General features: G+C 54.5%; 18 protein-coding genes. 8 read left to right on the top strand and 10 right to left on the bottom strand.

Translation table 11 applies throughout. From position 1 onward, the window contains the following. Window positions 1-22: 22 nt before the first annotated feature. From atpB to asnC, 6 genes are all read right to left on the bottom strand, one after another. Complete coding sequence (atpB, locus tag SP99_RS22330) at window positions 23-838, bottom strand: F0F1 ATP synthase subunit A (protein ID WP_008500193.1); 816 nt, start codon at window positions 836-838, stop codon at window positions 23-25. An 8-nt stretch (window positions 839-846) separates the two neighbouring features. After that, window positions 847-1,227 (bottom strand): F0F1 ATP synthase subunit I, encoded by a 381-nt coding sequence (atpI, locus tag SP99_RS22325; RefSeq protein ID WP_008500194.1) that lies wholly within the window; start codon window positions 1,225-1,227, stop codon window positions 847-849. Between the two features lie 616 nt (window positions 1,228-1,843). After that, entirely contained in the window at window positions 1,844-2,467 is a 624-nt protein-coding gene (rsmG, locus tag SP99_RS22320) for a 16S rRNA (guanine(527)-N(7))-methyltransferase RsmG (RefSeq protein ID WP_047959742.1), read from the bottom strand. Between the two features lie 105 nt (window positions 2,468-2,572). Continuing rightward, window positions 2,573-4,462: a tRNA uridine-5-carboxymethylaminomethyl(34) synthesis enzyme MnmG gene (gene mnmG, locus SP99_RS22315; RefSeq protein ID WP_045285347.1), complete on the bottom strand. Its 1,890-nt coding sequence runs from the start codon at window positions 4,460-4,462 to the stop codon at window positions 2,573-2,575. A 374-nt stretch (window positions 4,463-4,836) separates the two neighbouring features. Further along, window positions 4,837-5,286 (bottom strand): FMN-binding protein MioC, encoded by a 450-nt coding sequence (gene mioC / locus SP99_RS22310; RefSeq protein ID WP_003862381.1) that lies wholly within the window; start codon window positions 5,284-5,286, stop codon window positions 4,837-4,839. Window positions 5,287-5,376: 90 nt separating this feature from the next. After that, complete coding sequence (gene asnC / locus SP99_RS22305; protein WP_008500198.1) at window positions 5,377-5,835, bottom strand: transcriptional regulator AsnC; 459 nt, start codon at window positions 5,833-5,835, stop codon at window positions 5,377-5,379. 151 nt (window positions 5,836-5,986) lie between these two features. Here asnC and asnA point away from each other — a divergent pair, with 151 nt between their 5' ends. Next, window positions 5,987-6,979 (top strand): aspartate--ammonia ligase, encoded by a 993-nt coding sequence (asnA, locus tag SP99_RS22300; RefSeq protein ID WP_045285348.1) that lies wholly within the window; start codon window positions 5,987-5,989, stop codon window positions 6,977-6,979. Here asnA and viaA read toward each other — a convergent pair whose 3' ends face one another. After that, window positions 6,980-8,431, bottom strand: coding sequence for an ATPase RavA stimulator ViaA (gene viaA, locus SP99_RS22295; RefSeq protein ID WP_047959741.1), 1,452 nt, complete (start codon window positions 8,429-8,431; stop codon window positions 6,980-6,982). Beyond that, the gene (ravA, locus tag SP99_RS22290; protein ID WP_047959740.1) at window positions 8,425-9,921 is read right to left on the bottom strand and encodes an ATPase RavA; all 1,497 of its coding nucleotides are present in this window, start codon (window positions 9,919-9,921) and stop codon (window positions 8,425-8,427) included. The genes viaA and ravA overlap by 7 nt, the downstream gene beginning before the upstream one ends. A 222-nt stretch (window positions 9,922-10,143) precedes the next feature. Here ravA and kup point away from each other — a divergent pair, with 222 nt between their 5' ends. The 7 genes from kup to rbsR all read left to right on the top strand — a co-directional run bounded on the left by kup (window position 10,144) and on the right by rbsR (window position 18,090). Next, window positions 10,144-12,012 carry a low affinity potassium transporter Kup gene (gene kup, locus SP99_RS22285; RefSeq protein WP_008500202.1) on the top strand — a complete coding sequence of 623 codons (1,869 nt, stop codon included), beginning with the start codon at window positions 10,144-10,146 and terminating at the stop codon, window positions 12,010-12,012. Between the two features lie 225 nt (window positions 12,013-12,237). Then, window positions 12,238-12,657, top strand: coding sequence for a D-ribose pyranase (gene rbsD / locus SP99_RS22280; protein WP_008503495.1), 420 nt, complete (start codon window positions 12,238-12,240; stop codon window positions 12,655-12,657). Between the two features lie 7 nt (window positions 12,658-12,664). Continuing rightward, window positions 12,665-14,170 carry a ribose ABC transporter ATP-binding protein RbsA gene (rbsA, locus tag SP99_RS22275; RefSeq protein WP_047959739.1) on the top strand — a complete coding sequence of 502 codons (1,506 nt, stop codon included), beginning with the start codon at window positions 12,665-12,667 and terminating at the stop codon, window positions 14,168-14,170. A 4-nt stretch (window positions 14,171-14,174) separates the two neighbouring features. Further along, entirely contained in the window at window positions 14,175-15,140 is a 966-nt protein-coding gene (gene rbsC / locus SP99_RS22270; protein WP_025756950.1) for a ribose ABC transporter permease, read from the top strand. Window positions 15,141-15,167: 27 nt separating this feature from the next. Beyond that, complete coding sequence (rbsB, locus tag SP99_RS22265) at window positions 15,168-16,058, top strand: ribose ABC transporter substrate-binding protein RbsB (protein ID WP_047959738.1); 891 nt, start codon at window positions 15,168-15,170, stop codon at window positions 16,056-16,058. 106 nt (window positions 16,059-16,164) lie between these two features. Next, window positions 16,165-17,094 (top strand): ribokinase, encoded by a 930-nt coding sequence (gene rbsK, locus SP99_RS22260; RefSeq protein ID WP_047959870.1) that lies wholly within the window; start codon window positions 16,165-16,167, stop codon window positions 17,092-17,094. Between the two features lie 3 nt (window positions 17,095-17,097). Continuing rightward, on the top strand, window positions 17,098-18,090 hold the full coding sequence (gene rbsR / locus SP99_RS22255; protein WP_025756948.1) for a ribose operon transcriptional repressor RbsR: 993 nt from the start codon (window positions 17,098-17,100) through the stop codon (window positions 18,088-18,090). On the opposite strand, the gene mdtD is transcribed toward rbsR, so the two are convergent. Further along, entirely contained in the window at window positions 18,056-19,489 is a 1,434-nt protein-coding gene (mdtD, locus tag SP99_RS22250) for a multidrug transporter subunit MdtD (protein ID WP_047959737.1), read from the bottom strand. The genes rbsR and mdtD overlap by 35 nt on opposite strands. Next, the gene (locus SP99_RS22245) at window positions 19,486-20,193 is read right to left on the bottom strand and encodes a FadR/GntR family transcriptional regulator (RefSeq protein ID WP_025756946.1); all 708 of its coding nucleotides are present in this window, start codon (window positions 20,191-20,193) and stop codon (window positions 19,486-19,488) included. Before SP99_RS22245 ends, mdtD begins: the two co-directional genes overlap by 4 nt. Between the last annotated feature and the right edge of the window lie 128 nt (window positions 20,194-20,321).

Genomic DNA, 20,321 nt, shown 5'->3' with positions numbered 1-20,321 from the left:
ACGTAGTAGTGTTGGTAAAAAATCAGTGCTCTTCAGACGCCATCGACAGATAGACGATCGTCAGAACCATGAAGATAAAGGCTTGCAGCGTAATGATCAGGATGTGGAAAATGGCCCACGGCACATTCAGAACCCACTGTGACCACCACGGCAGAAGACCCGCGATCAGAATGAAAATCAGCTCACCCGCATACATGTTGCCGAACAGTCGCAGACCCAGTGAAACAGGTTTGGACAGCAGGCTAACGCCTTCCAGGATCAGGTTGACCGGAATAAACGCCCAGTGGTTGAACGGCTGCAAGGTAAGCTCTTTCACAAAGCCGCTTACGCCTTTCATTTTGATGCTGTAGAAAAGAATCAGGATAAACACGCCCAGCGCCATCGACAGGGTGATGTTCACGTCAGCAGACGGAACCACGCGCAGCGCAGGCAGGCCGAAGATGTGCTCGCCGATAAACGGCAGCAGATCGATAGGCAGCAGGTCCATCAGGTTCATCAGGAAGACCCAAACGAACACAGTCAGGGCCAGCGGAGCAATCAGCTTGCTCTTACCATGGTACATGTCTTTGACGCTGCCATGGACGAAGCCGATGATCATTTCGATGAATGTCTGGAATTTCCCTGGTACACCGCTGGTCGCTCTTTTAGCAACACCGCGGAACATGGCCAGGAACAGAAGACCCAAAACCACCGAGAAGAACATGGAGTCGATGTTGATCGTCCAGAAGGTGGCCGGGGGGTTATGTGGATCCACCAGCGAGAATGTACGCAGGTCCAGCTGAAGGTTATTCAGATGGTGACCTATGTAATCCTGCGGCGTCATATTTTCTGAAGCCATGATGCCTTTTACCCTTTGTTATTGATTACAGCTGGAGCCAGAACTTGTACCACCAGCACCAAAACCCACGTTGCTATCAGCGGCATGAAGACCACTTTCAAAACCGCCAGCGCCATCACCAGTAGAGCAAAGGTCAGCAACACCTTACACACTTCGCCGAGGGCGAAGGACCAGGCCACGCGGCCTTTGGCGGGTGTATGCGCCTGATGACGCCAGGCAAAAATCATAAACAACACGTTTGGCAGCACAACCGCCAAACCCCCGCACACGGCGGAGATGCCCCAGAAGGGGTCTTTGAGGCTAAACAGCAGTCCACTTGCTATCACAGCCAGAAACTGAATGAACAGAAGCTTACGAGCAACGTTTCTACTCAAGAGCGACACAGACATCACGTTTTTACTCCTGCTCCCTTCGAGGTATGCCGCGTGTCGTATAAAACGTCCTTTAAGGCTCAGAGTCAAGCATCAAAAAGCGGTCAAATTATACGGTGCGCACCCGTGATTTCAAACATTAAGTAGCGAAAAGGTGAATAAATGTTTAAATATTTTTCCCCACCGCTATTTTTTAACTTTCGCGCAAAGCACCAACCTTCGACCAAAACTGCAAACAGCGCGAAAACGTTGGCGATAAAGCGTGCACGGGATCACAAAACACACATTTGCGATAAGGTTGTATTTATCAAAGGCGCAAATCGTGAAAATTTATCTTTATGAAATTAAACGCAAAATACCGTAACTATTTTCAAAACAGCCCGGTACACAATAAAAACCTTTTATTGACATTCTTAATAAATAATTAACATTGCGTTCTGGTTACTGCCTTCCACTTTTAGCAGACTTATATTTTCACAGATGACTATCTTCACGGAAAATAACCGCCGCCACGTTAACCGTAAGAAAAACCTTAGTGAAAAAGAGGTTAACGGCTCACCGATAAATCCCCATGACTTGTGCTGTTTTTTAACATGGTCAGAACAGCACAAATTCCACATTTTTTATTAATTTTTTAAAAATTGTTTGGCTTAATTATCACCAGATGACGCTCACCTTCGAGCTGAGGAATGTGTAATTTCTCAATAGACTCGACCGCAAAACCGTCCGGAAGCTGTTCAATTTCCTCGCCAGGTAACTGTCCTTTCAGCGCATAAAAACGGCCATGCTCTGCCGGTAAGTGCTTACACCAGCTCACCATGTCATTAAGAGAAGCAAAGGCACGGCTGATAACCCCGTCAAACGGCGGCTCAGCCGGGAACTCCTCTACCCTGCTCTGCACGGGCGTGATGTTCTCAAGCTTCAGCTCATGCTGTACCTGACGTAAAAAGCGCACGCGCTTGCCAAGGCTGTCCAGTAGCGTGAAATGGCTATCAGGACGCACAATAGACAGCGGAATCCCCGGCAGGCCCGGGCCCGTGCCCACATCAATAAAACGCTCACCGTTCAGATACGGTGCCACCACGATGCTGTCGAGAATATGGCGAACCAGCATCTCGTCAGGGTCCCGAACAGACGTCAGATTGTACGCTTTGTTCCATTTGTTCAGCATATCGACATAGGCCACCAGCTGAGTTTTCTGGTGATCGGTGAGCGAAATGCCTGCCTGATCCAGCAGACGAGAGAGTTTATTGAGCACGGTGAATACCTGTTGAGATGCTTACTGGCGGGTGGCGTTTCGCTTACCCGCCCTACGGGTTCAGTAGGCCCGGTAAGCGCAGCGCCACCGGGCTATGTTCAAACGTTATGCGCTGCGGCGCAGCATGCCCTGCTTTTTTAGCCACACCAGCAGGATCGAAATCGCGGCGGGGGTGACACCGGAGATACGGGATGCCTGGCCGATCGACACCGGCTTATGATCGTTCAGCTTGGCGATCACTTCGTTGGAAAGGCCTGTCACCTGACGGTAGTCCAGCATTTCCGGCAGAAGCGTATTTTCGTTACGCTGCTGTTTTTCAATCTCATCCTGCTGACGCGCAATGTAACCTTCGTATTTCACCTGGATTTCAACCTGCTCTGCCGCTTCAGCGTCTTCCAGGCCTGGCGCAAACGCGGTGAGTTTCACCAGATTTTCATAGGTCACTTCCGGGCGACGCAGCAGATCTTCGCCGCTGGCTTCACGAGAGAGCGGCGCAGTTAAGTGAGCGTTCACTTCAGCTGCTGTTTCCGCCTGCGGATTAACCCATGTCGTTTTCAGGCGCTGACGTTCCTGCTCGATACGCTCCAGTTTCTCGTTGAAGCGTGCCCAGCGTTCGTCATCCACCAGACCCAGCTCACGGCCGATTTCGGTCAGACGCAGGTCGGCGTTATCTTCACGCAGCATCAGGCGATATTCCGCGCGAGAAGTAAACATACGGTATGGCTCTTTGGTACCCAGGGTGCAGAGGTCGTCAACCAGCACGCCCAGATAGGCCTGAGAACGGCCTGGTGCCCAGCCCTCTTTCTCGGCTGAGAAACGTGCGGCATTCAGACCGGCAAGCAGGCCCTGTGCCGCCGCTTCTTCGTAACCGGTGGTACCGTTAATCTGGCCCGCGAAGAACAGACCGTGGATAAATTTGCTCTCCAGGGTTGGCTTCAGGTCACGTGGATCGAAGAAATCGTACTCAATAGCGTAGCCAGGGCGAACGATTTTCGCGTTCTCCATCCCCTGCATTGAACGAACAATTTGCATCTGAACATCGAATGGCAAGCTGGTGGAGATACCGTTCGGGTAAATTTCGTTCGAGGTGAGTCCTTCAGGCTCAAGGAAGATCTGATGCTGGTTACGATCGGCGAAACGCATCACTTTGTCTTCGATCGACGGGCAGTAGCGCGGGCCGATCCCTTCGATCACGCCGGCATACATTGGGCTGCGATCGAGGTTATTGCGGATCACATCGTGGGTTTTCTCGTTAGTGTGCGTGATGTAGCACGGGACCTGCTGCGGATGCTGCGCCGCATTGCCCATAAACGAGAAGACCGGCATTGGGTTATCACCGTGCTGTTGCGCCAGCACGCTAAAATCAATGGTGCGCGCATCAATACGCGGAGGCGTACCGGTTTTCAGGCGACTGACGCGCAGCGGCAGTTCACGCAGACGGCGAGACAGCGGGATAGAGGGCGGATCGCCGGCACGGCCACCGCTGTAGTTATCCAGACCGATATGTATTTTACCATCAAGGAATGTCCCCACGGTCAACACCACGGCTTTCGCGCGGAATTTGAGGCCCATCTGGGTCACCGCGCCAACGACGCGATCGTTCTCGACGATAAGATCTTCAACAGCCTGCTGGAAGATCATCAGATTCGGTTGGTTCTCCAGTGCAGTTCGTACCGCCTGACGATAGAGCACGCGGTCTGCCTGCGCACGGGTCGCGCGCACTGCGGGACCTTTGCTCGCGTTTAGTATCCTAAACTGGATGCCTGCATGATCGATCGCTTTCGCCATCAGGCCGCCAAGTGCATCCACTTCTTTTACCAGGTGTCCTTTCCCAATGCCGCCAATCGCCGGATTACAGGACATTTGTCCCAGCGTGTCGATATTGTGTGTCAAAAGCAGGGTCTGCTGACCCATACGCGCTGCGGCCATTGCGGCCTCAGTGCCTGCGTGACCCCCGCCAATGATGATGACGTCAAAAGGATCCTGATAAAACATGGTGGTCTGCCTCGCGTAAAGCGGTATGAAAATGGATTGAAGCCCGGGCCGTGGATTCTACTCAACTTTAGTCTTTCGAGAAAGCATTGGGATCCTGGGCTATTAAAAAGAAGATCTTTTTATTTAGAGATCTGTTCTATTGTGATCTCTTATTAGGATCGCAAACCTGTGTGGATAAGTCCGATCTCATAAAGAAGATCATGCAGTTAGAAAGGATCGTTTGCTGTGAATGATCGGTGATCCTGGCCAGTATAAACTGGGATCAGATCGCGACTTTATGCACAGGTCAAAATCGACGCTACGGTTGTTCTTTGGATAACTACGGGTTAATACGAGCTTTTAACCAGAGTTATCCACATCCGTTCGCGCGATCTTTAATCGTTTTTGAGTAAATTTTTCCATTCCGCGAGCCAGATCTCAGCCGGATCTTCCGGAATGTCATGATCGAGGATGTTGATCTTGAGGGTTTCACCCAACTGTTTTGCCCCACAAGCGGTAACAGCGGCTTCAACTTTCTCGATAGCCCCGCAAAAAGTGTCATATTCACGGCTGCCGATCCCCACTGCGCCAAAACGGACGTTTGACAGGTCAGGCTGTTGTTCCAGCAGTTCGTCATATAAAGGTTGCAGGTTATCCGGCAGATCGCCCGCGCCGTGCGTGGAGGTAATCAGCAGCCAGACCCCGTCAGTCGGGAGATCTTCAAGCAACGGGCCGTGCAGGGTTTGTGTGGAAAAGCCCGCATCTTCCAGCTTTTCAGCCAGATGTTCCGCTACGTATTCCGCACCGCCAAGGGTGCTGCCGCTGATAAGGGTAATGTCCGCCATTGATCGCTCGCTCAGATAAAGAGACGGCCATTGTACGCTGTGAACGAGCTGGGATCTACCTGTGGAAAATGTGGGAATGAATTTGCCCGATCATGGGCGGATGGTACGCATGATCGGGTTTTGCAGTGAGATCAGTGTCTCAGTGGACTGAATTTCATCGATTGTTTGGATCTTGTTGATAAGTACCTGCTGGAGGGCGTCGATGGATCGGCACATGACTTTAATAAAGATGCTGTAGTGCCCGGTGGTGTAGTAAGCCTCGGTGACTTCATCCAGCGCGTTGAGCTTCGCCAGTGCAGAAGGATAGTCTTTGGCGCTTTTAAGAATAATGCCAATGAAGCAGCACACGTCATAACCCAGCTGCTTAGGGCTAACGTCAATACGCGCACCGGTAATGATCCCCGCCTGTTTCATCTTTTCTACGCGAACGTGAATGGTGCCGGGGCTGACGCCAAACTGTTTCGCCAGTTCGGCGTAGGCGGTACGGGCATTGGCCATTAACGCCTCCAGAATGCCGCGGTCGAGATTGTCGATCTGATAATTTTCCATAGCTTTTTCTTATGAAGATTAATGATTCCCTCTATTCTAGCGTCTTATTTTAACGAAACAAAAGTGAAGTAGGCTTTTTGTTGATGGGTTATTGAATAAGGTGGCATTTCTGTTGCTTAATCAATACCAACAGGACGCAGGAGTATAAATAATGAAAACCGCTTATATCGCAAAACAACGCCAGATCAGTTTCGTTAAATCCCATTTTTCCCGCCAGCTGGAAGAGAAGCTTGGGCTGATTGAAGTCCAGGCTCCAATCCTTAGCCGCGTGGGTGACGGGACCCAGGATAACCTCTCTGGATGCGAAAAAGCGGTACAGGTAAAAGTGAAAACACTGCCAGATGCCCAGTTCGAAGTGGTTCATTCCCTTGCGAAATGGAAGCGTCAAACCCTGGGACAACACGACTTTAGCGCGGGCGAAGGGCTCTACACGCACATGAAAGCCCTTCGTCCCGATGAAGACCGCCTGTCTCCCATTCATTCCGTTTACGTTGACCAGTGGGACTGGGAACGCGTCATGGGGGATGGCGAGCGTCACGTTGGGACGCTGAAATCTACCGTTGAAGCGATCTACGCCGGGATCAAAGCCACCGAAGCGGCCGTAAGCAAAGAGTTTGGTCTGGCACCGTTTCTGCCGGAGTCGATCCACTTTGTTCACAGCCAGGAACTGCTGAGCCGTTTCCCGGATCTGGATGCCAAAGGCCGTGAACGGGCGATCGCCAAAGAGCTGGGCGCGGTGTTCCTTATCGGTATCGGCGGCAAACTGTCTGATGGTAAACGCCACGACGTGCGTGCGCCGGATTATGATGACTGGAGCACCCCGGGCGAGCGCGACTATGCCGGTCTGAACGGCGATATTCTGGTCTGGAACCCGGTGCTGGAAGACGCGTTCGAGCTCTCTTCTATGGGGATCCGCGTGGATGCTGACGCGCTCAAGCGCCAGCTGGCGGTGACCGGTGATGAAGATCGTCTCACATTAGAGTGGCATCAGGCGCTGCTGCGCGGCGAAATGCCGCAGACCATCGGCGGCGGTATTGGCCAGTCCCGCCTGACTATGCTGCTGCTTCAGTTGCCGCATATCGGTCAGGTTCAGTGCGGGGTCTGGCCGCAGCAGGTACGCGAAAGCGTCGGCTCTCTTCTGTAATTAACGCTGCCAGCGTCTGAGCAGGCGGCTACGTAACCCGGTATCAAAGCGCCAGATATGATCGAAGATGCGCATGATGCCGGGTTTTCCATGGGCGGACATGGCCACCGCGTGGAAACGATGCTGATGTACCCGCTGCAACTCCTTCACTTTACTGACCACATCATCCGGCAGCCGCTGGGCAATAAAATCAGAAATCACCACCGCGTCAGCGTCGTACCAGTCGCCACCCTGCATGCGTTCCACAATGCTGCGAAAACAGCTGGCCAGATCGGTACCGCCGCGAAAACGCTGGCTTAAAAAGCGGATCGCCTGTTCGAGCCCCTGCTGGTTCGTCAGTTCATAACCCACCACTTCGCTGGAGAAAAGCATGATGAAGCAGCGACGGCGATCGGCCAGCGCCACGCGCATCAGTGCCAGACAAAACGCCTTCGCACACTGCTCGTTAAACCCGCCCATCGATCCGGATGTATCCACGCAAACAATGAATGGCCCGCGCGGCTGTTCATCAAAATCCTGATGAACGACCGGCCGCTGGCTGACTTTCTTACGCCAGGCTTCGCCGTGCAGGCGATAGGTAAGCAGCTGCTTTTCCACCAGCCGACGGTAAAATTCATACTCCAGCTCGGTCATCCCGAGTGTGCTCAGCTCCGTCGGCAGCAGACGCAAAATGTCATCGCTCTGCTGGAGCCCGTCGACCTGCTCGGGCACGGTAGCCGGTTCGCGCACCAGGGTGCGGAAAGTTTCCATTGGGGCATCTTTCTTTGGGACCGATTTTGCCTCCCTGGAGCGGCCCAGCTGTTCTGCAAGCTTCATCAGCTCGGGCTGCTGCGCCAGAAAATCCCCGTACCTGACGATCAGTTGATAGTCCCCGCGCCGCAGCTGGCCGGCGCTCATATCCCAGAGCCGTCCGGCGGCGTTCTCATTTTCCACCAGCACCTGCTCCAGCTGGCCGCTTAAGGTCATGCGTTCCTGCACTTCGCTGAGCAGTTGTTCACGCTCTTCATCCAGCAGCTGCTGGTTGAGGGTTGTGGCCTGCACCACCAGGCTTAGGCGCCAGCGCTGTAAAAAGAGCGTGTGCAGAGCAGGGGTAAAGGTGGCGTTATCCGTGACCAGCGCCCGGGCCTGGCTGGCGAACGGCGAGTGAACGTTATCGAGCAGCGTCAGGGTTTGCGGGAGCTGAACGATAAACTGCGACGTGGAGAGCCGCTGGCACTGCTGGTAACAGGCTACCTCTTCCGTTAACTCAGGAGGTACTTCGGTCTCTTTAAACCGCTGGCGCAGGTTTTCTCGCCAGCGTGGGAGATCGTCCGTCATCGCTTTTTTAAGCTTCGGAAATTTTTCAAAGAAGGCTGCCAGCTGCGGCGAAGCCAGAAGGGTAATCACCACCTCTTCGATCAACCCTTCCTCGCTGACGGCCAGCATGACGTTAAGCGTATCCAGAGTTAGCATTGACGCGCCTGTTTGATCTGCGCGCTGACATCCTGCAGGCTGGCTTCGATGCGACCTAACCAGTCGCTATGAATAAAGAGGCATTTTTGCTGCTCGCTGAAGCGGGTGTGCTGCTGGTGCCATTCTGTATCCAGCGCTTCCAGCTGCTGCTTAATCTCTTCAGGAACGCTGTCTGAGGCGGTGCCAGGAAGCGCAAGACGCGATCCCTGCAGGCTGACGTCGCGGATCACCAGGTGCTGGCTACTGTCCACTTCCATATTAAGCGGCTGCGCGAAACCGATGCCGTTGAGTTTTCCCCGGATCTCTCCGCCCTTATCCAGCCACTGGGCCAGCGCTTCACGCTCAAGCGTAATGTGCACGACCTGCATGTCATGCAGCTTGAGCGGCTGCTGAAGCAACAGCGTCAGCGTCGGGCTGGTCAGTTCAGCGGGTAACTCATAGTGCGGTTTGCGGGCGAACATTCCCCCCAGACGATTCACCTTCAGCGCGGTTTTATCGCTTTGCTGCTGCTGGAGCTGAATGCGCCGCTGGGCGATTGCCCCCAGTTGGTTGAGCATCGCCTGCTGCCCCCAGGCGTGTCCGGTCATCAAAACGTCAAGCTGCTGCTGCATCAGGTTCATGCCTTCTGCATCGTGCCAGAGGCAATCTTTCAGCAGGATCAGGTCGATGGGCGCAACGGCATCACGCCCGCTGAACAGGGCGCTGGCCTGCAACAGGCGGATTGCTTTTTTCCAGCGGCGATCGGAGACATAGGGCGCGGAGGGAAGGAGATCGAGCTGCTGACGCAGGAGGTAGATCAGCTCAAAGACCGCGTCCGGCAGTTTGATTTTGCCAATGTCCTGCTGCCACTGGTGATACTCCTCATCCGTCACTTGCAGTGAAGGGGCAACCGGGTTTTCATTCTCATCCTGCTGGCTGACCAGCATGGAACGGAAATTGGATTTATCCTGCACTTTGTCCAGCCACAGACGGATCAGCATACGGTCATACAGCGCTTCCAGGCTGCTGTCAGCTTCAGGCAGTTCGTTTGAGGCGGCCACCAGCAGGCGCATCGGGATTTTCTCTTCGCTGGCGCCGTTGCGGAACCGACGTTCGTTTATCGCTGTGAGCAGGGTGTTCAGAATCGCCGGTCCCGCTTTCCAGATCTCATCGAGGAAAACAATCTCCGCCTCCGGAAGATACCCCTCGGTCAAACGCTGATAACGCCCCTCATCTTTCAGCGCCTGGATGGAAAGCGGGCCGAAAACTTCTTCAGGGGTGGAGAATCGGGTCATCAGGTATTCGAAGGCGCGGGCATTCTGAAAAGCAAACTTTAACCTGCGGGCAATCAGGCTCTTGGCAATGCCTGGGGGGCCGAGCAGAAACACGCTTTCCCCGCTTAACGCCGCCAGCAAACAGAGGCGGATGGCGTGGCTACGCTCGAAAAGGCCTTTCTCCAGCGCGCTGCTGAGGCGGGAAATTCTTTCTGCTAATAAATGTGAGTGAGCCATAATAGTTTTGCATCCTTTCGCCGTCGTGGCGGCCAATTGAAGCGAGTATAGACGTTTCAGTCAGGGCTGGTAATAGACTGAAGTGCGGCGCAATTTTCTTTGCGCTACATTAATGCGGTTGCATTTAGGGGTTCGATTTTGCAACGAATCGTGCATACTGTGCGCTTTTTGTGGACCAAGGGACCAGGAACACATTTGTTATTCAAACGAAAAGACTAGTCTATGAGCACTGATAATAAGCAATCATTACCCGCAATAACGCTTGCGGCGATCGGGGTTGTCTACGGTGATATCGGCACCAGCCCGCTTTATACGCTTCGTGAATGTTTGTCCGGCCAGTTTGGCTTTGGTGTTGAACGCGATGCCGTATTTGGCTTCCTGTCCCTCATCTTCTGGCTGCTGATTCTGGTGGTTTCTGTTAAATATCTCTCCTTCGTGATGCGGGCGGATAACGCAGGTGAAGGTGGGATCCTGACGTTGATGTCGCTGGCCGGGCGCAACACCTCGGCCAGAATGACCTCTGTGCTGGTCATTATCGGTCTGATTGGCGGCAGCTTCTTCTACGGGGAAGTGGTGATAACGCCGGCTATTTCGGTGCTCTCGGCAATAGAGGGGCTGGAGATTATCGCGCCGCAGCTCGATACGTGGGTGGTTCCGCTGGCAATCATCGTTCTGACGCTGCTGTTTGTGATCCAGAAGCACGGTACCGGGCTGGTAGGGAAATTGTTCGCACCGATTATGCTGGCCTGGTTCCTGATCCTGGCAGCGCTTGGTTTACGCAGCATTATTGCTAACCCGGAAGTGCTGCATGCGCTGAACCCCTACTGGGCGGTGCATTTCTTCCTCGAGTACAAAGTGGTCTCCTTTGTTGCGCTGGGGGCGGTCGTGCTCTCCATCACCGGCGTTGAAGCGCTGTATGCCGACATGGGGCACTTTGGGAAACTGCCTATCCGTGTGGCATGGTTTATCGTGGTGCTGCCGTCGCTGGTGCTGAACTATTTCGGTCAGGGGGCGCTGTTGCTCAAAAACCCGGAAGCGATTAAGAACCCGTTCTTCCTGCTGGCGCCAGACTGGGCGCTGGTACCGATGCTAATCCTGGCGACGCTGGCGACAGTCATTGCCTCTCAGGCGGTGATTTCCGGGGTGTTCTCGCTGACGCGCCAGGCTGTGCGTCTGGGGTACCTCTCACCGATGCGCATTATCCATACCTCAGAGATGGAGTCGGGTCAGATCTACATCCCGTTCGTTAACTGGCTGCTCTATTTCGCGGTAGTGATTGTGATCGTCAGCTTCGAGCACTCCAGCAACCTGGCGGCGGCGTACGGTATCGCCGTAACGGGAACCATGGTGCTGACGTCCCTGCTCTCCACCACGGTGGCGTACCGAAACTGGCACTGGAATAAATTCCTTGTGGCAATGATTCTGGTGGGCTTCCTCTGTATCGACGTGCCGCTGTTCTCGGCAAACCTCGACAAGATTGTTTCCGGTGGCTGGCTGCCGCTGACGCTGGGTCTGGTGATGTTCATCGTTATGACCACATGGAAGAGCGAGCGTTTCCGTCTGCTGCGCCGTATGCATGAGCACGGAAATTCTCTTGAGGCGATGATTGCTTCACTGGAAAAATCACCGCCGGTCCGCGTACCGGGTACCGCGGTATACATGTCTCGAGCCCTGAACGTGATCCCGTTTGCGTTGATGCATAACCTCAAGCACAACAAGGTCCTGCATGAACGCGTCATTCTGCTGACACTGCGCACCGAAGATGCGCCGTATGTACACAACGTTCGCCGGGTGCAGATCGAGCAGTTATCACCGACCTTCTGGCGCGTGGTGGCGAGCTACGGCTGGCGTGAAACGCCAAACGTGGAAGAGGTATTCCACCGCTGTGGTCTGGAAGGGCTGAGTTGCCGGATGATGGAGACGTCATTCTTTATGTCGCACGAGTCGCTGATCATCGGCAAACGCCCGTGGTATCTGCGCCTGCGCGGCAAGCTGTACCTTATCCTGCAGCGTAACGCCCTGCGTGCGCCTGACCAGTTCGAGATCCCGCCTAACCGCGTGATTGAGCTGGGAACGCAGGTCGAGATTTAAGTCTCCGTGCGGCCTGATGCCCTCACCCCGACCCTCTCCCACGGGAGAGGGCGCAAACATAAAAAACGGTAACCTGACGGTTACCGTTTTGCATTTACCTCCCCTCCATTTCACTTAGCGAAACGTTTCGACGTTGATCACAAATCTGTTACGTCACGGTGGTTTTCTGAACACTCTTAAGACTAAACTGATATCAGCGAAACGTTTCGCTAGTGGAGCAAGAAAATGAAGAAAGGCACGGTTCTCAACTCAGAAATCTCGTCGGTTATTTCCCGTCTTGGGCATACCGATACGCTGGTGGTTTGCGATGCAGGCTTACCGGTTCCGCGCAGCACAACCCGTATTGATATGGCATTAACCCAGGGCGTGCCCTCGTTTATGCAGGTACTGGATGTTGTGACCGCGGAGATGCAGGTTGAGGCAGCCATTCTCGCCGCGGAAATCAAACAACATAATCCGCAACTCCACGAAACGTTGCTCAGCCACCTTGAGCAGCTGCAACAACACCAGGGAAACACCATAGAAATTCGTTACACAACGCACGAACAATTTAAACAACAAACCGCAGACAGTCAGGCGGTGATTCGCAGCGGGGAGTGTTCCCCGTATGCGAATATTATTCTCTGTGCTGGTGTCACCTTCTGAGGCCATCATGGACGCATTACTGCAACTCAAAGGGATCGATAAATCGTTCCCGGGCGTAAAAGCCCTCTCCGGTGCGGCGCTGAATGTCTACCCCGGGCGCGTGATGGCGCTGGTAGGTGAGAACGGCGCCGGCAAATCCACCATGATGAAAGTGCTGACCGGTATCTATCAACGCGATGCCGGTTCACTCATCTGGCTGGGTAAAGAGACCACATTCAACGGCCCGAAATCCTCCCAGGAAGCCGGTATCGGTATCATTCACCAGGAGCTGAACCTGATCCCGCAACTTACCATTGCGGAGAACATCTTCCTTGGCCGTGAATTTGTGAACAGGTTTGGCAAAATCGACTGGAAAACCATGTATGCCGAAGCGGACAAACTGCTGGCGAAGCTGAACCTGCGCTTTAAGAGCGACCGTCTGGTCGGCGATCTCTCTATCGGCGATCAGCAGATGGTGGAAATCGCGAAGGTGCTGAGCTTTGAGTCGAAGGTCATCATTATGGATGAGCCGACCGACGCCCTGACCGATACCGAAACTGAATCCCTGTTCCGCGTCATCCGCGAGCTGAAATCGCAGGGCCGCGGGATTGTCTATATTTCTCACCGCATGAAAGAGATCTTCGAGATCTGCGATGACGTTACCGTTTTTCGCGACGGGCAGTTTATTGCCGAGCGCGAAGTGGCCACGCTGACCGAAGATACGCTCATCGAAATGATGGTGGGACGCAAACTTGAAGATCAATACCCGCACCTGGATAAAGCGCCGGGCGAGATCCGCCTGAAGGTGGACAATCTCTGCGGTCCGGGGGTGAACGACGTGACCTTTACCCTGCGCCAGGGCGAAATCCTGGGCGTGGCGGGCCTGATGGGCGCCGGCCGTACCGAGCTGATGAAAGTGCTTTACGGCGCGCTGTCGCGCACCAGCGGGTATGTCACTCTCGACGGTCGTGAAGTGGTGACCCGTTCGCCGCAGGATGGCCTCGCGAACGGCATCGTCTATATCTCCGAAGACCGCAAGCGCGACGGCTTAGTGCTCGGCATGTCGGTGAAAGAGAACATGTCGCTTACCGCGCTGCGCTATTTCAGCCATAGCGGCGGTACGCTGAAACACAAAGACGAACAGCAGGCGGTCAGCGATTTTATCCGTCTCTTTAACGTCAAAACCCCGTCGATGGAGCAGGCCATCGGCCTGTTGTCCGGCGGGAACCAGCAGAAAGTGGCGATTGCGCGCGGGCTGATGACGCGCCCGAAAGTGTTGATCCTCGACGAGCCGACCCGCGGCGTAGACGTGGGGGCGAAGAAAGAGATCTATCAGCTGATTAACCAGTTCAAGGCCGACGGGCTGAGCATCATTCTGGTCTCTTCCGAGATGCCAGAAGTATTAGGCATGAGCGATCGCATTATCGTCATGCATGAAGGGCATCTCGGCGGTGAATTCACTCGCGAGCAGGCCACCCAGGAAGTTCTGATGGCTGCCGCTGTGGGCAAGCTTAATCGCGTGAATCAGGAGTAAGAAGATGACTACCCAGGCTGTCTCTGGTCGCCGTTATTTCACAAAGGCATGGCTGATGGAACAAAAATCGCTGATTGCCCTGCTGGTGCTGATCGCGATTGTGTCGACCATGAGCCCGAACTTTTTCACCGTTAATAATCTGTTCAACATTCTGCAGCAGACCTCCGTGAACGCCATTATGGCGGTCGGGATGACGCTGGTGATTTTGACCTCAGGGATCGATCTGTCCGTCGGTTCCTTGCTGGCGCTCACCGGTGCGATCGCCGCTTCCCTTGTCGGAATTGAAGTCAATGCGCTGGTGGCCGTGGCGGCAGCGCTGGCGGCAGGGGCGGCAATTGGTGCCGTGACCGGCGTGATTGTGGCGAAAGGCCGCGTCCAGGCGTTCATCGCGACGCTGGTGATGATGCTGCTGCTGCGCGGTGTGACCATGGTTTATACCAACGGCAGTCCGGTGAATACCGGTTTTACTGATAATGCCGATCTGTTTGGCTGGTTCGGTATTGGTCGTCCGCTGGGTATCCCTACTCCGGTCTGGATCATGGCTATCGTCTTCCTGGCGGCGTGGTACATGCTGCATCACACTCGTCTGGGTCGTTATATCTATGCCCTGGGCGGTAACGAGGCGGCAACGCGTCTGTCCGGGATTAGCGTGAATAAAGTCAAAGTTATCGTTTACTCCCTGTGTGGTCTGCTGGCTTCTCTGGCGGGTATCATCGAAGTGGCGCGCCTCTCCTCCGCGCAGCCAACGGCGGGGACGGGTTATGAGCTGGATGCCATTGCGGCAGTGGTGCTGGGCGGTACGAGTCTTGCGGGCGGTAAAGGTCGCATTGTTGGGACATTGATCGGCGCACTGATTCTTGGTTTCCTGAATAATGGTTTGAATTTGTTAGGTGTTTCCTCCTATTACCAGATGATCGTTAAGGCAGTGGTGATTTTGCTGGCGGTACTGGTAGACAACAAAAAACAGTAACTGACGACACTACAGGACATCTTAGATATGAACATGAAAAAACTGGCTACCCTGGTTTCTGCTGTCGCGCTGAGCGCAACCGTAAGTGCTAACGCCATGGCGAAAGACACCATCGCGCTGGTTATCTCCACGCTGAACAACCCGTTCTTTGTCTCCCTCAAGGATGGTGCGCAGAAAGAGGCAGACAAACTGGGTTACAACCTGGTGGTGCTGGATTCCCAGAACAACCCGGCGAAAGAGCTGGCTAACGTTCAGGACTTAACCGTTCGCGGCACCAAAATCCTGCTGATCAACCCAACCGATTCTGACGCCGTCGGTAACGCCGTTAAGATGGCAAACCAGGCGAAAATCCCGGTGATCACCCTGGACCGTCAGGCAACCAAAGGTGACGTGGTGAGCCATATCGCGTCTGACAACGTGCTGGGCGGTAAAATCGCCGGTGACTACATCGCGAAGAAAGCCGGTGAAGGCGCGAAAGTGATCGAACTGCAGGGGATTGCCGGTACGTCTGCCGCCCGCGAGCGCGGCGAAGGCTTCCAGCAGGCGGTGACAGCGCATAAATTCAACGTACTGGCCAGCCAGCCAGCTGACTTCGACCGTACTAAAGGTCTGAACGTCATGCAGAACCTGCTGACCGCCCACCCTGACGTGCAGGCTGTGTTCGCACAGAACGACGAAATGGCGCTGGGCGCGCTGCGTGCCCTGCAGACTGCCGGTAAATCTGATGTGATGGTTGTCGGATTTGACGGCACGCCGGATGGTGAAAAAGCGGTAAATGATGGCAAACTGGCTGCAACCATCGCTCAGCTGCCTGAGCAGATTGGCGCGACTGGCGTGCAGACTGCTGACAAAGTGCTGAAGGGCGAAAAAGTTCAGGCCAAATACCCTGTTGACCTGAAACTGGTTATTAAGCAGTAAAAGGCGATTCAGGCAGTCGCTGGCTGCCTGAGGGACACCAATAAAGAAAAGTGTGGCATACGCCACCGGGTAACACCGGTGGCGCTCTCAGATGGACAACCCAACCATGAAAACCGCAGGCAACCTCGTCGTCCTTGGCAGTATCAATGCCGATCACATTCTTAACCTTGAATCATTCCCGACGCCGGGCGAAACCGTCACCGGTAACCAGTATCAGGTGGCATTTGGCGGTAAAGGTGCAAACCAGGCCGTTGCTGCGGGGCGCAGTGGGGCGAATATCGCGTTTATCGCCTGCACGGGTGATGACGATACCGGCGAGCGTGTACGCAAGCAGCTGGCAGGCGATAACATCGATATCGCGCCAGTGAGCGTAGTTGCTGGGGAATCTACCGGTGTGGCGCTGATTTTCGTCAACGCAGAAGGTGAGAATGTCATCGGTATTCATGCTGGTGCTAACGCTGCATTAACCACTGAGCGTGTTGAGGCGCAACGTGAGCGTGTCGCAAATGCTGAAGCGTTACTGATGCAGCTGGAATCGCCGGTCGAAAGCGTCCTGGCGGCCGCTAAAATAGCGCATGAAAATCATACCACTGTCGTACTTAATCCTGCGCCTGCCCGTGTATTATCAGACGAATTGCTGGCGCTGGTGGACATCATCACACCCAACGAAACTGAAGCCGAAAAACTGACGGGCATTCGTGTTGAAAATGATGGCGATGCAGCGCGTGCCGCGCAGGCGCTGCACGACAAAGGCATTGGTACCGTGATTATCACCCTCGGCAGCCGTGGGGTGTGGGCAAGCGTAAACGGCGAAGGCCGTCGCGTGCCGGGTTTTAAGGTGAAAGCGATTGATACCATCGCGGCGGGAGACACCTTCAATGGTGCACTGGTGACCGCGCTGCTGGAAGGCAAAAACCTGGATGATGCGATCCGCTTCGCACATGCTGCCGCGGCTATCGCCGTTACGCGCAAAGGTGCCCAGCCTTCCGTTCCGTGGCGTAAAGAGATCGATGAATTCTTAAGTCAGCAGGGGTAACGCTTGGCCACAATGAAAGATGTCGCCCGCCTGGCGGGCGTTTCTACGTCGACAGTCTCTCACGTGATTAATAACGATCGCTTCGTCAGCGAGGCGATTCGGGAGAAAGTCGACGCTGCCATTAAAGAGCTAAACTATGCGCCGTCGGCGCTGGCGCGCAGCCTCAAGCTGAACCAGACGCGTACCATCGGTATGCTGATCACCGCCAGTACCAACCCCTTTTATTCTGAACTGGTTCGCGGCGTAGAGCGCAGCTGCTTCGAGCGTGGCTACAGTCTGGTGCTGTGTAATACCGAAGGGGACGAGCAGCGCATGAACCGTAATCTGGAAACGCTAATGCAAAAACGCGTCGACGGGTTACTGCTGCTCTGTACCGAAACGCATCAGCCCTCGAAAGAGATCATTCAGCGCTACCCTTCTATCCCTACGGTGATGATGGACTGGGCGCCGTTCGACGGCACCAGCGATCTTATTCAGGATAACTCTCTGCTGGGGGGCGACATGGCCACCCAGTATCTGATCGATAAAGGCCATACCCGCATTGCCTGCATTACTGGTCCACTGGACAAAACCCCCGCGCGTTTGCGTCTGGAGGGGTATCTTGCCGCAATGGCGCGGGCGGGGCTTTCTGTTCCAGAAGGCTACCGTATTACCGGTGATTTTGAATTTCATGGCGGCTTCGAGGCGATGCAGACATTGCTGGCGCAAGCGCAGCGCCCACAAGCGGTCTTTATTGGTAACGATGCCATGGCATTTGGGGCCTATAAGGCGTTGTACCAGGCGGGACTGCGTGTTCCGGACGATATGGCGATAATTGGCTACGATGATATCGAACTGGCCAGCTACATGACTCCCCCGCTGACCACAATCCATCAGCCGAAGGATGAACTGGGTGAACTGGCCATCGATGTGTTGATCCACCGGATGGCACAGCCCACACTGCAGCAGCAACGTCTGCAGCTTACTCCTGTTCTGATGGAACGGGGTTCGGTTTAGCCTTTGTTTTGTGGCGTTCTTTGATCAGGTTGCGTCCGTCTTTCGGTTTTAACAGCATAAAGACCAGCGCCGAAACCACGGTGAGCGCACCCATGGTAATAAAGGTATAGTGGAACTGCTCAACGGTGTTCGCGCTGTCAAAACCTTCATAAAACCGCAGTACCGCTGCACTCACGGCAACCCCTAAGCTTATCGACAGCTGTTGCGTTACGGCCAGCACGCTGTTGCCGCTACTGGCGTTCTCGTCAGTCAGATCGGCAAGGGTGATGGTGTTCATCGACGTGAACTGCGTTGACATGGCCATGCCCAGTACAAACAGCGGCAGGATCAACATCCAGACGGGAAGAGAGGCGGATTGCAGCGAGAACTGCGCAATCATCAGGCCGATAAAGACCGTCACACCAACCAGCGTCTTACGATAGCCAAACCAGCGCAGCACTTGCGTAACGGTTGATTTTGCCAGAATCGAGCCCATTGCCGTGGGCGCCATCATGCAGCCAGCAATCAGAGCCGGATAGCCGAAACCGACCTGGAGCATCAGTGGCATCAGGAACGGTACGCAACCCGTCCCCAGGCGCGAGGCAATGTTGCCCGCGATCCCGACGGAAAATGTTCGGGTGTTAAAGAGCCCCAGGGAGATTAACGGTGTCGGGTGGCGGCGCGCATGACGTATATAGAGAAGAAACAGCAGAACGCCGGCGAGAATAACGGAGAGTGCAATCCACGTTGCCACAATCTTCTCACCAAACAGCTCCATCCCGCTGGAGAAGAGCACCAGGCTCAGGCCAAACAGGAAAAAACCACCCATATCGAAACTGCGTCTTGGCGTGGTGAAGTTCGGCATATATTTGCGGGCATACAGCAGCCCTGCAACGCCAATCGGAATATTAATCAGGAAGATCCAGTGCCAGCTGGCCCATGTGACAAACACGCCGCCGAGCACCGGGCCAAGTATGGGACCGACCAGGCCCGGCATGGTGACAAAATTGAGCACGGGCAGCAGTTCACTTCGAGGGTAGGCTCGCAGCAAGGCAAGGCGTGCCACTGGCATCATCATCGCGCCGCCAATACCCTGCAATACGCGGAAGATCACCAGCTCTGTTAAGGATGTGGAGAGTGCACAGGCCAGAGAGCCGAGCGTAAACAGCGTCACGGCCAGCATGAAAACTCTGCGGGTGCCGAAGCGGTCGGCCAGCCAGCCGCTTACCGGGATCAACATCGCAACCGTCAGGGTGTAGCTGATGATGGCGGACTGCATTGCCAGTGGGGAACGGTTGAGGCTTTGCGCAATAGCGGGAAGCGCGGTGTTGAGGATGGTGGCATCCAGTGCCTGCATAAAAAACGCCATGGCTGCAATCCACGGCAATCCGGCCATGCTGCGCGCTTTTTTCTTCGTCATTTATTTACCTGCTGGTGGGTTGGTGCGGCCAGTAATGCCTGACACGCACTCAGGGCTTGCTGCCCGTCGCTTTCCTGAATGGCATCCACTATCGCCTGATGCAGATCCAGTTTTACCACTTCGTCCTGGGTAATAGAGGTAAAGTAAGTGTGGTACACCGAATGGAATAAAGAAGCAAAAGAGGTGAGGAACGGATTGGCGCTCATCATATAGATATGTTCATGCCATGCCATGTCGACCTCAACCCAGCGTTCGCGGTTGAAGTGTTTTTTCAGGAACACCATCTCTTCCATCAACGCGTTAAGCTGCGCTTTCTGCTCAGCCGTTCCAAGCGTGGCGGCAAGCAGACATGCCTGAGGTTCAAGGCTACTGCGCATTACCAGAAAGTGATCGATCACCTGATGAAAGTTGTCTTCCGTCATCCACCAGGAGAGCAGCTCCTGATCGAGAAAATTCCAGTTACTTTGTGGCATCACGCGTGTGCCAATACGAGGGCGTGGAAGTACCATACCTTTTGCCGTCAGGGTTTTTACCGCTTCGCGCACGGCGGTACGGCTCACCCCAAACTGCTCACCCAGCTCCATTTCACCCGGCAGGATGCTTCCCGGGGCATATTTACCCGCTAAAATCCGCTGAGCCAGCTTTTCGGCCAGCACATAGGAGAGGTTTTTTTGGGCGGCCAGCTGTTGCGCGCTTAATGGCATCGCTTTTATTCCTTAAAGATTCATGCTGATAATTATGCCATCTCGAATGTGATTGTGGTTGCAGATACATCAAATAGAACAATTTGTAGCTTGATTTCACCTCTGTTGGTGAAAAAAAACACGGATGG

Source organism: Enterobacter sp. BIDMC92, assembly GCF_001030225.1.
Classification (GTDB): Bacteria; Pseudomonadota; Gammaproteobacteria; order Enterobacterales; family Enterobacteriaceae; genus Enterobacter; species Enterobacter sichuanensis.
Note: the sequence above shows the minus strand (reverse complement) of the source record. Positions and strands in the feature narration are given on the sequence as shown.